13 protein-coding genes and 1 pseudogene are annotated in these 12,996 nt (G+C 48.5%); 8 read left to right on the top strand and 6 right to left on the bottom strand.

Features of this window, described 5'->3' with window-relative positions; genetic code table 11:
• Positions 1–7: 7 nt before the first annotated feature.
• On the bottom strand, positions 8–316 hold the full coding sequence (locus ACUN27_RS03855; RefSeq protein ID WP_315953038.1) for a hypothetical protein: 309 nt from the start codon (positions 314–316) through the stop codon (positions 8–10).
• Positions 317–596: 280 nt separating this feature from the next.
• Between ACUN27_RS03855 and ACUN27_RS03860 the strand changes: the two are divergent.
• The 3 genes and pseudogenes from ACUN27_RS03860 to infC form a co-directional block, all read left to right on the top strand.
• Positions 597–662: pseudogene (locus tag ACUN27_RS03860) on the top strand (S-layer homology domain-containing protein); the annotation flags it as partial.
• A 6-nt stretch (positions 663–668) separates the two neighbouring features.
• Positions 669–887, top strand: coding sequence for an S-layer homology domain-containing protein (locus ACUN27_RS03865; RefSeq protein ID WP_445558400.1), 219 nt, complete (start codon positions 669–671; stop codon positions 885–887).
• A gap of 144 nt (positions 888–1,031) precedes the next feature.
• A complete protein-coding gene (infC, locus tag ACUN27_RS03870) occupies positions 1,032–1,517 on the top strand; it encodes a translation initiation factor IF-3 (RefSeq protein WP_326061129.1) in 486 nt (161 codons plus the stop codon).
• 73 nt (positions 1,518–1,590) lie between these two features.
• Here the strand turns inward: infC and ACUN27_RS03875 are convergent, their stop codons facing one another.
• Complete coding sequence (locus ACUN27_RS03875) at positions 1,591–2,367, bottom strand: C39 family peptidase (RefSeq protein WP_445558401.1); 777 nt, start codon at positions 2,365–2,367, stop codon at positions 1,591–1,593.
• Between the two features lie 281 nt (positions 2,368–2,648).
• Here ACUN27_RS03875 and ACUN27_RS03880 point away from each other — a divergent pair, with 281 nt between their 5' ends.
• Positions 2,649–3,155, top strand: coding sequence for a hypothetical protein (locus ACUN27_RS03880; protein ID WP_445558402.1), 507 nt, complete (start codon positions 2,649–2,651; stop codon positions 3,153–3,155).
• Positions 3,152–4,399 carry a M48 family metallopeptidase gene (locus tag ACUN27_RS03885; protein ID WP_326061133.1) on the top strand — a complete coding sequence of 416 codons (1,248 nt, stop codon included), beginning with the start codon at positions 3,152–3,154 and terminating at the stop codon, positions 4,397–4,399. Before ACUN27_RS03880 ends, ACUN27_RS03885 begins: the two co-directional genes overlap by 4 nt.
• 46 nt (positions 4,400–4,445) lie before the next feature.
• Here the strand turns inward: ACUN27_RS03885 and ACUN27_RS03890 are convergent, their stop codons facing one another.
• The 4 genes from ACUN27_RS03890 to ACUN27_RS03905 all read right to left on the bottom strand — a co-directional run bounded on the left by ACUN27_RS03890 (position 4,446) and on the right by ACUN27_RS03905 (position 9,189).
• Entirely contained in the window at positions 4,446–5,594 is a 1,149-nt protein-coding gene (locus ACUN27_RS03890; protein ID WP_445558403.1) for a conserved virulence factor C family protein, read from the bottom strand.
• An 81-nt stretch (positions 5,595–5,675) separates the two neighbouring features.
• A complete protein-coding gene (locus ACUN27_RS03895; RefSeq protein WP_127453756.1) occupies positions 5,676–6,263 on the bottom strand; it encodes a guanylate kinase in 588 nt (195 codons plus the stop codon).
• 160 nt (positions 6,264–6,423) lie between these two features.
• Positions 6,424–8,334 (bottom strand): DEAD/DEAH box helicase, encoded by a 1,911-nt coding sequence (locus ACUN27_RS03900; RefSeq protein WP_445558404.1) that lies wholly within the window; start codon positions 8,332–8,334, stop codon positions 6,424–6,426.
• 168 nt (positions 8,335–8,502) lie between these two features.
• Positions 8,503–9,189 (bottom strand): hypothetical protein, encoded by a 687-nt coding sequence (locus ACUN27_RS03905; RefSeq protein ID WP_315953046.1) that lies wholly within the window; start codon positions 9,187–9,189, stop codon positions 8,503–8,505.
• A 279-nt stretch (positions 9,190–9,468) separates the two neighbouring features.
• On the opposite strand from ACUN27_RS03905, the gene coxB reads away from it, so the two are divergent.
• The 3 genes from coxB to ACUN27_RS03920 all read left to right on the top strand — a co-directional run bounded on the left by coxB (position 9,469) and on the right by ACUN27_RS03920 (position 12,995).
• Entirely contained in the window at positions 9,469–10,485 is a 1,017-nt protein-coding gene (coxB, locus tag ACUN27_RS03910) for a cytochrome c oxidase subunit II (protein WP_315953047.1), read from the top strand.
• Between the two features lie 66 nt (positions 10,486–10,551).
• Positions 10,552–12,384, top strand: a complete 1,833-nt coding sequence (ctaD, locus tag ACUN27_RS03915) for a cytochrome c oxidase subunit I (protein ID WP_181646644.1) — start codon at positions 10,552–10,554, stop codon at positions 12,382–12,384.
• Positions 12,381–12,995, top strand: coding sequence for a cytochrome (ubi)quinol oxidase subunit III (locus tag ACUN27_RS03920; RefSeq protein WP_127453747.1), 615 nt, complete (start codon positions 12,381–12,383; stop codon positions 12,993–12,995). Before ctaD ends, ACUN27_RS03920 begins: the two co-directional genes overlap by 4 nt.
• Position 12,996: the final 1 nt, after the last annotated feature.

The following is a 12,996-nucleotide window of genomic DNA, read 5'->3' on the forward strand; positions in this document are numbered from 1 at the left end:
CATGGGGTTAACGAGTTCGTTTATTCCTTTTATCGATCTCCTGTGTCACGATGAAAGCAAGTTCTTCGTTGCCAAAGAGAGACAGCACGCCTAATACGGTATGATCAGCCACCTCGCCGGCTTCCTCTTTGGGAACGGTTAGATCAAGAGCTTGTTTAAGAGAGGCATTATCCTCTTGATCCGGATAAGCAGCACGATAAAGTGCGGCAGGGTCCAAATCATGATTGATACACCACTGGGCAAAAACGAGAATCATCATATGCTCCTCGCGTTTATAGTTTTCGATCATCTGTTCTTCTAATTGTTTTTTATTCATGCTAGGGTAAACATCTCCTTCAACTATCTATTCGACTTTATGGGACGGATGGGTTCATTATAGCGAAAGATCAGGTGTAATCACAATGATTAAGAATGACTTCGCTGCACGTTAGCATTGTATGACATTTATAGTGGTACCACGAGCGCATTCGTCCCGTCGAATGCGCTCTTTTTGCATTTATTTAGGTCTTCCAGAAACCGAGGAGTCATCCTGTTGGAATTACACGAAATCTCTTGTAATTTTTTGTCAGAACATGTCGAATTAAGTTGAAACTGCCGCAGCCTATGACATCATCTCCGGCTACAGCGACAGCTCTTTTGGGCCGGATGATCAAATCACCCGCGAACAAATGGCGGTGATGATTGTACGTGCAGCCAAGCTGCCTGCAGCAGCGGCAGGCAACACATTCACGGATCGCACAGCGATCTCCGAATGGGCGCAAAGTGCCGTTGCTTCTGCATCGGCTAGCCATGTGATCGACGGTTATAGCGACGGTTCCTTCAAGGCGCAAGCGAACGCAACGCGTGCTGAAGCCGTTACTGTGATTATAAAAGCACTTAAAAAGTAATAATAGCAAGCTGAATAAAGTCTCGGATCGCGAGCCTGAAGTTCCTATATGGAGCGGCAGGACGCGGTCGGGGACTTTTTTTCGTTAATCAATATGGTATAGTTTATGAGAAAAAGGTTGTACGTATAGGAGGTTATATGGGACATGATTATGAATGAGAAAATCAAGGCATCCGAGGTGCAGCTGATTGGCGTTGATGGCGAAGATCTGGGCATCGTCCCGACGGTAGAGGCGCTGGCGCTGGCGAAGAAGCTGAAGGTAGACCTCGTTTGCGAATCGCTCATGAGCAGCCCGCCGCCGTGCAAATTAATTGGAGCGGGCAAGGCCAAGCAGGAAGCGATGCAGGAGAGACAGCAAGCCCGCAAGCGGGAGCAAGCGCCAAAGACGAAAGAACTGCGCTTAACGCCGCACATCGAGGATCACGATTTGGAAACGAAGCGCCAACAGGCAGGACGAATTCTGCAAGGCGGAGATGCCGTGCAGTTGGTCGTGAAGATTTCGGGCAAAGAAGGCGCTCAGGCCAAAGCTTTGCTTGAAGATCTGGTGAAGGACTTAAGCGCTTATGGCCGCAAGCAAACAGGCATTCAGCTAAGCGGGAAGCAAGCTTCCGTACAGTTGGATCCTTTATAAGAAAAGCATGAACGCTCCTTCGTTCTGAAAGGGAAGGGATGTTCATGCTTTTTTCCGTCATAGAGAAAGTGGTTTAGTTCAAGGTAATGGCCTGCGAGCCCATAAGCTCCCATACTTGCTTGAAGTCGCTTAGTGCATAAGCTTCCTGCTGTCCGGTCATTGGGTCGTTCATATAGGCGTAATCTTCGTCCCAACCTGTTAATAGTAAGGCATGTTCCGGTTGATACCATTCCACGAGCCGATCCTCTTCATCTTGCCATTCCAGATCCAGATAGGGGGTATCCATATGCTCCGTAGCCCAAATCATGGCGGGCTTGCCTGCTTCTATGACGCCCAGCAACGTATCAAAAGAAGCGCCTGTGATATCTCTGAAGCGCCCAGGCAATAGCTGGTTCATAGTGGCATACATCGGTTTATGGTAAATGCCATATCCCGCCTTATAGGGGTTGCCGACAAATACGTCTTCTGGATTGCCGCCTACAAAAGCCCCATCGGCATTCTCAGCAGGCATCTCGCCTCTAGGGAGCACGTCAGCCACTTCCTCTTTGGTGACTGGAAGCCCGGCCCAATTCAGCAGCATGGTGGCCGCCACGGCTTCGCACCCATTGGGCAGCTCCGGCAGTTGTGATAAAGCAGGGGCATTAGGCACCTGATAATGGTGCTCTGCAGGTGGAGTGGCATCAGCAGACGGCAGCGGTACAGGCACAGGCGCAGGTGAAGATCCTGATCCAGATGCAGATGCAGCCAGAAGAAGCGGCTCACTAAGCTCACTAGCAGCCGGACTTGGAGCGACTGGTCGGAGAGCTTGTACAAATGCAGGCGCAGTAGGCTTGGGCAACGCTAGGCACATTACTGACCATATAACGATTAGACAGCATGTCAACTTTTTTATATGAAATCACTTCCGTTCTAGCACGATCTTTTCATTACATCATGAAGAATCTGGAAATGCAAGATGAAGTCAGTAAGACATATAAGAATGGTCAAGCGGCATAGTCTAGGAAAGCGGACAGCATCTTGAGAATATTTTATGGCATGAAAAAAGGACTAGGGATGACCATATGAGGCAATAGCTCATACAATAGGGTAAAATGGTGAAAAATACCCGTTTCTTAGATAAGAGGGAAGTATATGAATAAGCATGAAGAGGAGAAAAAGGCGCTAGAGCAAGCCGCTATCGATATTTTTCTTGAACTATATAACGTAAATAACCCGATTGCGCTGAGAATGGTTCGCCAACAGGAGAAGCCGGACGCGCTGCTGGAGGATGCCAATAACGAGCAAATAGGACTCGAAGTGACTCATTTGTTCTATGATATGGAGGAAGCCAGACGTATGATGTCACGATCCGAACTCACGAAACCTGGGGCGGAAGTACTGGATAATTTTATTAAGGTCATTAATGATCGGATTGCAAGTAAAGAACAGAAGTTACAGGATTATTCCCATGACTATCCTTGTATGCTGCTCATACGCAACGTATCTCTGCTGTTCGGGATGTCCGATGTGCTCAGTTTCAAGCATAAGCTCGTTCCGCCAAGTGGAAGGTTTACACAAGTATGGCTGTTGTCGAGAGATTTTACACCGGATTGGCTGTTAATTAACTTATATGACCTTGGCGGTGGAGGGATGAAATGAAGCGTCTGTACATAGGGCTTGGCGCAGCTTTTGGCGTGTATGCGATCGTCATGATTGTGTATTTACTACAAGGAGATTTATTTCCCATACCTCAAGATCTGGTTGGCACCAGCGCGGACCCGCACACGTTCATGACGGCACAGGAAATAGACAAAGCGGAATCATTATCACGCATTCGGTCATTAGCTTATTTCCTGAGTTCTCCGCTGCAAATCGGATTGATCCTGCTGTTCTTAGGTGTGGCTGTCCGTATTCGAAGCTTTGCTGAAAAGCTGTTCAAGGCTTCCTTCCTGCAAATGGTCGTTTTTGTGCTTCTGTTTACTCTGCTGATGGACGTGCTGTTCTTGCCGGTGGATTATTTTTTGTTCAAAATCGATCTTGCCTACGGGATATCGACAGAGACGCTTGCGATCTTTCTAGGGGACCATGCGAAGGATTTTCTGTTAAATGCCGTAGGAACAATTGTCATGGTTTGGCTATTCAGACTGGTGCTAAAATGGAGTCCCAACCGGTGGTGGTTCTGGTTCTGGCTTTTGTCTGTTCCATTGATTGTGTTCGTTACGTTCATTCAACCCGTTGTGCTTGATCCTCTGTACAATGATTTCAAGCCGCTTCAGGACCAAGAACTTAAGGCACAAATTCTTCAATTGGCGGCAGAATCGCACATTCCGGCTAAGCAGGTCTACGAGGTCAATATGTCTGAGAGGACAAATGCGATTAATGCTTATGTCAATGGAATAGGCGGCAACGCCAGAATTGTACTGTGGGATACGACGCTGAAAAAATTGCAGCCCGATGAGATTTTAACCGTAATGGCGCATGAAATGGGACACTATGTAGAAAAGCATATCTATATCGGCCTTGCTTACGGCATCGCGCTTAGCTTGGTGGGGTTATGGCTCGCTTTTCACGCTTATCGTTTCTTCCTTAAACACTGGGCCCATAGATGGGGAATTCGGGGAGAAAATGATCTAGCGGCGCTGCCTATTCTGCTGTTGCTTGTTACGTTCATGAGCTTTGTCTCCGCGCCCGCTCAAAATGCCTTCTCCCGAGTGATTGAGCATCGAGCAGATGTATATGCGATGCAACTGACAGGAGACGGCAGCGCCGCCATTCGCGCTTTTCAGCAAATTGCCAAAGAGAACTTGAGCCCTGTCACACAGCCGAGGCTGGTTCATTGGTTTCGTGGCTCGCATCCGGAGATTATGGATCGGATTATGTATTTTAAGCAGTTTGAAAAATAAAAGGCTAGTGAGGAGCGGGTAACCGCTTCTTCACTAGCCTTTTATGTTACTGTTCGTTCCTGCGCGTCATTTGCTGCCAGACCGAGCCTTCAGCTGCATGCCCGCCTTCGATGCGTTCCAGCGCGATTTTCACTTGCATGCGCACTTCGAACTCGGGGTCGTCCGCCGCTTCCTGCAGATCCTTCAGCACGGAGTTGTCGCCAACCTCGTACAAAAAGCGCGCCGCGCGCCAACGGACCAGCTTATTGCGGTCCTTGAGCGCCTTCGCCATAGCCGGCATGGCGGCGGGGTCGCCGAGGTCGGACAGCGTATCGCCAGCCGTTCGACGAACAGATGGGGTATCGTCCTCAAGGGCACGATACAGGAAGGGCAGTACCTCGGGTTCCTTGATATCCCCGAGGTAAACCGTTGCCAGTCGTCGAATCGACGTGTTCTCGTCCTGCAGGGCATGGACGAGAAGCGGCAGCGTCTCCAGCGACGGCTGGATCTTTTGAAGCGCGGCGTAGCGCAGCTTCCAATCACTGTGGCGCAGCTGTTCCAGCGTTGCGCCAGTCTGATCTTCTTCGGAGGGTTCCGAAGAAGGAGAGACGTCGGTCTCCAGCATCGCGCTGGAGACCAAAGCTTCGACGCGGGCGTCGTCGTAAGAAGCGTCCAGTTCCTGGACGACTTCGCCCGCGATGTCCTTCAGCTCGCCGTAGCGCACGCCGAGCTCCTCAAGCTTGCGCTCCTTGATCAGGTTCGGCGATGCCGTACCTGCGCGGACCGCGGCTTGCGTGAAGCGCTCGGGCATAGCCACACGCGCTTCTTCATTGCCGGCGCGCACCCGCACCTGGAGCGGGATGCCGCGGAACATCTGCACGAGGACTTGCGCCTCTCCGAAGGCTGCTTCAGCTTGAGTTTGTTCCAGCGGCAAGTCATTGCTGCTGGTAGAGCCTTCGGCTTCACCGAAAATCTCACGGGCTTTGGCTAAAATGAACTGCCAGTCCCCCTTGGAGGTACGATCCAGCGCAATGAAATCCGCTGCGTGGAATATGCTGATCACACCCTGAACAGCGAGCAATTGCTGAACGTTGTCCGGGGCTTCCGTGCTGTTATTCTTTGTGTAGGTTTTGCGCACACCGGCCGGCAGCGCTTCGTCCATGTTAAGTTTCATGGAATTTGGGCTTGGTGTAGGTTCTATGGAAATAATTTTCATTAATGACACTCCTTCCAGTCGGATGTTACATGAAAAGACCCGGACGTAGGTACGTCCAGGCCTGTTTATAGGCAATTCAAATTAATCTAAATCAACGAGGTTGCGGTTAAGGTATTTATCGAGCGTTTTGGTGAGATCAAACACGGTATGGGCTAAGTCCACGTTCTCGAAAACGTGATCGCATTGATCGCGGAAAGCCAGCTCATCTTCGTAATAAGAGAGATACTTCTGGATGATCTCCTCGGAATCTCCGCTTTCTCTCATCCGCTCTTCGAGAATATCGCGCTGCGCGTAGATGAAAACCAGAATGACGTGATCACCGTAATGCTTTTTGAGCGTTTCCGCGCCGAAGCGGTTCAAGATTAAATAAATGCTTCCGCTGTGTTCGAACATTTGTTCAATATCGGCACTTTTGATCCCATATAAATGATCATTGACGGTACTAACCTCAATGAATTCACCGTTTGCCTGCGCCTGTACAAATTGAGCAGGGGAGATAAAGTGATAATCTTGACCATCTTCCTCGGTTGCCCTCGGAGGTCTGGTGGTGTAAGAGATAACCTGCTTCATGCCCAGTGTAGAACCTGACATTTCAGCAACCGTCTTACGACCGGCTCCGTGTGGACCGGTGAATACAAAAATCATTTCCTTGTCCTTTAATGCGTACATGGAACATACCTCCTTATTTGTGAAAAGTGGGGGGTAAATCCTACGTGTGTGCAACGGTATGAAACGATTTTTGTCTGAGTAGGATCATTGTCAGCCGTACTTATATTTTACATGGTTCGGGTTATTCGGTAAAGGTCTAGCAATGGAAACGCTTTTCTGACTAGCGTTTCCCGCCGCGTCCGCCACCACGTGGCGCGCTGCCGCGAGGTGAACCGCTTCTGTCGCCGCCGCGAGGCGCTCCAGCGCGAGAGCCAGCGCCGTCCCCGCGTCCACGCGATGGACCGCTGCGTTCGCCGCCACCCTGGTAGCCGCGTGTTGCGCCAGGACGGTCACTGCGTGCAGCTGCGCCGCCGCGTGCTCCGAAGCTGTCTCCGCGGCCTGCACCGCGCTCGCCGCTGTCGCCACGGCCTTTGCCGCCGCTGCGGATCGCACGTGATGTGCTTGCAGCATCGTCACGGCCAGTGCCGGCGTACTTGTTGTACGGCGAGTAGGATTTATCGCCGTGAGGAGCAGAACGTTTGCGGTCTATGCCATCACCACGGCCTGCAGGGCGTGGTGCGCGTTCGTCGGATTCGCCGCGTCCCCAAGAACGGGTGACTCGCGCTTTTGCAGCGCTCATGTTGTCTCCGCGTCCCGGTCCTGCATCTACCGGCTCTTTTCTCTCTGCGCGCCCCCATGTGTTCGGGTTGCGCTCCGAATTAACCTTCGCAGGGCGTTGTCCTCTTGGCGCATCGCTGCGCGCACCAAATTTATCGCCGCCTCTGGATGCAGAACGTCCCGTGCCGTATTGCATGCCGGATCTCTCTTCACGCGCGCCGGATCTTCCGCGGCTTATCTGAGCGCGCGGCTCGGATGTCCGGCCGCTACGGCCGCTGCGAGAAGCTCCGCCGCCACGACGGCCTGATCCTCGGCCTTCTTGCTCGAAGGAATCTTCGGAGCTGGAACGAACGCGGCGCACTTGAGGCTCAGATGCCCCTCTTAAGGACATTTTGATGCCTTTTTCGATCAATTCGATTGTCGGCATATCCCGTTGGGTAGCGAAGGTCACGGCAACACCCGTATCTCCGGCACGACCTGTACGGCCGATGCGGTGGATGTAGCTTTCGGCGTCTTGCGGCACGTCATAATTGAAGACATGCGTGACACCTTCGACATCTAATCCGCGGGCAGCAATATCCGTAGCGACCAATAACTCGATACGACCCTCCCGGAATCGTTTCATAACTTGCTCACGTTTGGCTTGTGACAGATCTCCGTGTAGTTCGTCGGACATAAGTCCGAGTTCCTGTAAAGCTTCATTTAATGCAATGGCTCTTGCCTTCGTCCGGCAGAAAATCATCGCGAGGTAAGGTTTATATTGTTTAATAGCGGCAATCAAAGCATCCTGCTTCTGACGGTCAGTCGTCGGAACGAGAACCTGCTCAATTTCGGTCAACGTTACTTGTTTGCTTTGAATTTTAATTTCTTTGGCGTCCTTCATATAAGCTTTGGACAGGTTCATCACTTGTTCAGGCATGGTGGCCGAGAAAAGAAGGGTCTGGCGATAAGGAGACGTTTGTGCAATGATGTCCTTCACTTCATGAAGGAAACCCATATGCAGCATTTGGTCGGCCTCATCCAATACGAGTATTTTCAATTTATAGAAATTGATAGAACCGCGGCGAAGGTGATCAAGCAGTCTTCCCGGTGTTCCTACTACTATATGTATGTTCCCTTGAAGCTTTCTAAGCTGCTTTTCTACATCTTGCCCGCCATAGGCTGCAAGTACCTTGGCTCCAGTCACAGGGACAAGGCCTTTTAGCTCATTCGTAATTTGAATGGCCAATTCGCGTGTAGGTGTCAGAATCAGCGCTTGAACATCTGCACTCTCCACATCGATCGTTTCTAATATTGGAAGAACAAAGGCAAGGGTTTTACCTGTGCCTGTTTGAGCTTGTGCGATAACATCCGTGCCTTTTAATAAAACAGGTATAGCTTCCCTTTGAATGGGGGTCGGTTCGATAACGCCTGATGCTTGTAAGACTCCAACGAGTCTTTCTCTAATTCCTAATGAGGCAAATCCACTTGACATGGTAATTGGCCAGCTCCCTTTTTCCTACTATTGATAGGGATCTTTGGTTGTAGTCCAAAGTCTCTCCTTGTTAAGACGATTCCCCCATTGTACAGGAATGCCAGACAAATGGAAACAGGGGCCGGCCTACAAGCATTAAATATCTACTTTATATAGAAGAAAATGTTTTTATCTATGGGGCAACACTTGTGCAGTCCCAAAAACATGCTCCACCGTCTTGTTGAAGTCGGTCAGAAGCGGCATAAGCGAATTCCCTTTCCAACTCTCCTGGGCATAGCTGTTCATTTTGTTGAGGAAATCCCGATTTGCTGAAATATAGACATCCATCACATTGGGTTGGAGCAAACGGATTTTCTCCGCCATAGCTTGTTTAAAACGATGAGATAACAGGTCATGATGAACGGCTGTTTCATAACTGTTATATCCATTGTTCAAATCATTGGAAGGCAAATAGTCATCGTGAGGAGCACTATCATTGTAAAAACCTTTGTTCGTTCCCTGGTTGTTCGTCTCCTTCGTTGTTCCTTTGGTACCTGTAGCACTGCTGTCAATCATGAGGGCCACATAGGCGTTTTTGTCCGTCGTCATGACGATGGCCGTATTAACACCATTCATAGCATTGAGTTGATTTGATAGAAACTGATTGTAGGCCAGACTAGTATTATTGTGTGAAACTGGACCAGAGAGCTGTTGGGTTTGGTAGGCTCTTTCGGATTCTGTCGATTTATCGACGGGAGCACCGAAATTGGTATGGTCGGGACTCTTGCCATATTCCCGTCCGCCCTCCGCGCAGCCTGATAAAGTCAGCATGAGGAATAGCAATCCAGAAATCGGAAAACCTAACTTACTGAACATCAATAATGACCTCCCAATCTAGAGTGTAATGTCTATAGGATGGGATGTTTCTCTCCTTTTATTCGTGTTCACAAATATACGCTTTTGTGCATAAAGAGGTGGGTGTATGGAAATAACCATGAAGGGAAAATATATCGCTACAGAGCGGTTTAAGAACAATTTGTGAACTCTCCTCCAGCGATTGACAAAAACTTTTCACGAATTTATAGTTAATAAAGTGAATTGACATGGGCATGGCCATCGTGGTAAAAATAATGTTTTAAAAGTGGGGTTGATACAATGAGTCGATTGAAAAAGTTATGGCGTCTGCTACCCCTTTTAGCGGTAATGACGTTCTTGCTAACCGGGTGTGGAGACCCAACTCTGTCTGCTTTACAGCCAAAAGGTCCTGTTGCATCAGAGCAATTGTTTTTGATGAAATTAAGTCTCTTTATCATGGTTTTTGTCGTAATTGTCGTATTTGCGATTTATGTGTATGTTTTAATTCGCTTTAGAAAGCGCAAAGGCGACAACAGCATTCCGAAACAAGTGGAAGGAAGCCACGTGCTTGAGATTATCTGGACCGTTGTTCCGATTCTCTTACTGTTAGTACTTGCGGTGCCAACAGTATCTTACACTTTCAAGCATTCAACGAACTACAATAAGGACAAAGCCGCCGTTCACGTCAAAGTCACTGCGCATCAGTTCTGGTGGCAGTTTGAATATCCAGATTTAGGCATCGCGACAGCTCAACAGCTTGTTGTGCCTAAGGATAAAATTATTGCTTTTGAACTTGTTTCCGCGGACGTTTCTCACGCATTCTGGGTACCATCCCTAGGCGGTAAAGTAGATACGAACCCTGGAATCACGAATACGCTTTACCTTCAAGCGGATGAAATCGCTACTTTCCAAGGTAGATGTACAGAGCTTTGCGGAGCTTCTCACGCTTTGATGAACTTCACGGTTGAGTCGAAGAGTCAAACGGATTTCGATGCATGGGTAGCGAAAATGAAAGCGCCTGTAACTGTGCCGGCAACAGCACAGAAGGGTGAAGAGCTTTTCAAAGAAAATTGCATGTCTTGTCACGCAGTTACAGCCAATGGTCCTGGTGTTGCTCCGAACCTCAAAGGTTTCGCTGATCGCGATACACTTGCTGGTATTCTGGAACATACTCCTGAGAAAATGGCGCTGTGGATACATAATCCGCAAGATCAGAAACCAGGAAACAAAATGCCGGCGTTCGGTAAAGCAGCAGGCGGTAAGCTTGATGACGCCCAAATTAACGATATCGTTCAGTACTTACAGACTTTGAAATAAACTTCTCAGGTAAAGGAGGTTAATACGTTGGCTCACTCTCATCCAGTAAAAAAACATACCGGTCTAATGGATTGGCTTACAACAGTCGATCATAAGAAAATCGGTATCCTGTACTTACTTGCGGGCGGGCTTTTCTTCCTCGTAGGAGGACTTGAAGCCATTCTGATTCGGATTCAGCTCGCTTATCCCGATCAACATATTTTCATCGGTGATTCATTTAACCAATTAACAACGATGCACGGAACAACGATGATTTTCTTTGCAGCGATGCCGATCATCTTCGCATTCATGAATGCCATCGTTCCTCTTCAAATTGGTGCAAGGGACGTTGCGTTCCCATTCGTGAACTCACTCGGTTTCTGGTTGTTCTTCGCCGGCGGCGTATTGATGAACACAAGTTGGTTCTTGGGTGGCGCACCGGATGCCGGTTGGACGGGGTATGCTCCATTGTCCTCGATTACCGACAACAGCTGGGGGCAGACACTTGAAGGTAACATTCAAGGTACAGATTTCTATGTTCTAGGTTTGCAAATTGCCGGTATTGGTACACTTATCGGGGGGATTAACTTCCTTGTTACCATTATCAACATGCGTGCACCTGGTCTTACGTATATGCGTATGCCAATGTTTACATGGGCAGCTTTCATCACTTCAGGTTTGATCGTTCTTGCGTTCCCAGCCATTACGGTAGCGCTAGTTGAACTAATGTTTGACCGTGTCTTTGGCGGAGCATTCTTCGATGCTGCCAGAGGCGGTAACAACGTATTGTGGGAGCATCTGTTCTGGATTTTCGGGCACCCCGAAGTTTACATCTTGATTCTTCCTGCGTTTGGTATTATTTCTGAGATCGTATCGACGTTCTCCAAAAAGCGTCTTTTCGGATACAGCTCCATGGTCTTCGCAACTGTATTAATCGGTTTCTTGGGCTTCATGGTTTGGGTTCACCATATGTTTACATCAGGCTTGGGTCCAGTTGCTAACTCGATCTTCTCGATCGCAACGATGGCCATTGCAGTTCCTACAGGTGTTAAAATCTTTAACTGGTTGTTCACCCTTTGGGGCGGGCAAATTCGCTTCACTACAGCTAATATTTTTGCAACAGCTTTCATCCCGACGTTCGTTATGGGTGGAACAACAGGGGTTATGCTTGCGATTCCTGCAGCAGACTTCCAATACCACGATACGTATTTCGTAGTAGCTCACTTTCACTATGTTATCGTTGGTGGTCTAATCCTTGGTTTGTTCGCGGGTCTGTACTACTGGTGGCCGAAAATGTTTGGCCGTATGTTGAACGAAGGACTGGGTAAATTACATTTCTGGTTGTTCTTCATCGGTTTCCATTTAACATTCTTCCCGCAGCATTTCTTGGGTCTAATGGGGATGCCGCGTCGTGTATTTACGTACCAACCAGGGTATGATCTTGAAGTAGGTAACTTGGTTTCAACAATTGGTGCCTTCTTCATGGGTATCGGTACAATCGTGTTCATTATCAACATCATTGCAACATCCAGGAAACCAGTTACGGCTCTATCTGATCCATGGGATGGTCGTACGTTGGAATGGTCGATTCCTTCACCAGCACCTGAATATAACTTTAAACAAACTCCGCTTGTTCGCGGCTATGATGCACTTTGGAAAGAAAAAATGGCAGGTAATAAACAAATGACTCCGGCTGAACCGGTTGGTTCGATCCACATGCCGTCAGCATCCATATTGCCGCTAGTTATGTCCGTTGGTTTGTTCATTGCTGGTTTTGGTTTTATGTACAGAAACTACTATGTAGCAGGCGCGGGTATGGTTGTTACATTAATTGCAATGTTCTGCCGCTCCGTATACGACGATCATGGTTGGCATATTGAACCGGAAGAACTTGAAGATGACAAGGGGGTAAAGGCATGAGTACTCATCACACGGGCGCACTGCCTGCTAATCCGGAAACGGCTACCCTCGAAGGGAAAAATAAGGTTCTTGGATTCTGGTTATTCCTTGGTGCCGAGGTCGTATTGTTTGGTTGCTTATTCGCAACTTACATTGCACTTCGGAACTCTGTTCCAGACGGTCCAACTGCCGACGAAATTTTCAAGCTCAAAACAGTGGGCTGGTCCACGTTTATTCTCTTAACAAGTAGTTTAACAAGCGTGTTCGCGATCATCGCGATGCACAAACAGAAGTTAGGCCAATTGTTATTCTGGCTTCTGATTACGGTATTGTTTGGTCTTTCGTTCTTGGGTCTTGAGATTTATGAGTTCGTTGAATATGTTCACGAGGGTCATAAATTTACAACAAGTGCCTTCTCAACTTCGTTCTATACGCTGGTTGGTTTCCACGGAGCGCACGTTGCATTCGGTATTTGCTGGATTACACTGTTGATTTTACAAGGACTTAAGAAAGGTCTTACCGTTGTTACAGCTCCTAAGTTCTACGTAGCAGCGTTGTACTGGCACTTTATTGACTTAGTCTGGGTATTTATCTTCACAGTCGTTTATCTGATGGGGAAGGTGGGTCACTAAG

Source organism: Paenibacillus sp. WC2504 (assembly GCF_052682475.1).

Coding starts and splice junctions, on each gene's coding strand:
- ACUN27_RS03890 (WP_445558403.1), bottom strand. CDS start 5,594: ATGAAAATTATTTCCATAGAACCTACACCAAGCCCAAATTCCATGAAA.
- ACUN27_RS03920 (WP_127453747.1), top strand. CDS start 12,381: ATGAGTACTCATCACACGGGCGCACTGCCTGCTAATCCGGAAACGGCT.
- ACUN27_RS03880 (WP_445558402.1), top strand. CDS start 2,649: ATGAATAAGCATGAAGAGGAGAAAAAGGCGCTAGAGCAAGCCGCTATC.
- ACUN27_RS03885 (WP_326061133.1), top strand. CDS start 3,152: ATGAAGCGTCTGTACATAGGGCTTGGCGCAGCTTTTGGCGTGTATGCG.
- ACUN27_RS03875 (WP_445558401.1), bottom strand. CDS start 2,367: ATGTGCCTAGCGTTGCCCAAGCCTACTGCGCCTGCATTTGTACAAGCT.
- ctaD (WP_181646644.1), top strand. CDS start 10,552: ATGGATTGGCTTACAACAGTCGATCATAAGAAAATCGGTATCCTGTAC.
- ACUN27_RS03905 (WP_315953046.1), bottom strand. CDS start 9,189: ATGTTCAGTAAGTTAGGTTTTCCGATTTCTGGATTGCTATTCCTCATG.
- coxB (WP_315953047.1), top strand. CDS start 9,469: ATGAGTCGATTGAAAAAGTTATGGCGTCTGCTACCCCTTTTAGCGGTA.
- infC (WP_326061129.1), top strand. CDS start 1,032: ATGATTATGAATGAGAAAATCAAGGCATCCGAGGTGCAGCTGATTGGC.
- ACUN27_RS03855 (WP_315953038.1), bottom strand. CDS start 316: ATGAATAAAAAACAATTAGAAGAACAGATGATCGAAAACTATAAACGC.
- ACUN27_RS03865 (WP_445558400.1), top strand. CDS start 669: ATGGCGGTGATGATTGTACGTGCAGCCAAGCTGCCTGCAGCAGCGGCA.
- ACUN27_RS03900 (WP_445558404.1), bottom strand. CDS start 8,334: ATGTCAAGTGGATTTGCCTCATTAGGAATTAGAGAAAGACTCGTTGGA.
- ACUN27_RS03895 (WP_127453756.1), bottom strand. CDS start 6,263: ATGTACGCATTAAAGGACAAGGAAATGATTTTTGTATTCACCGGTCCA.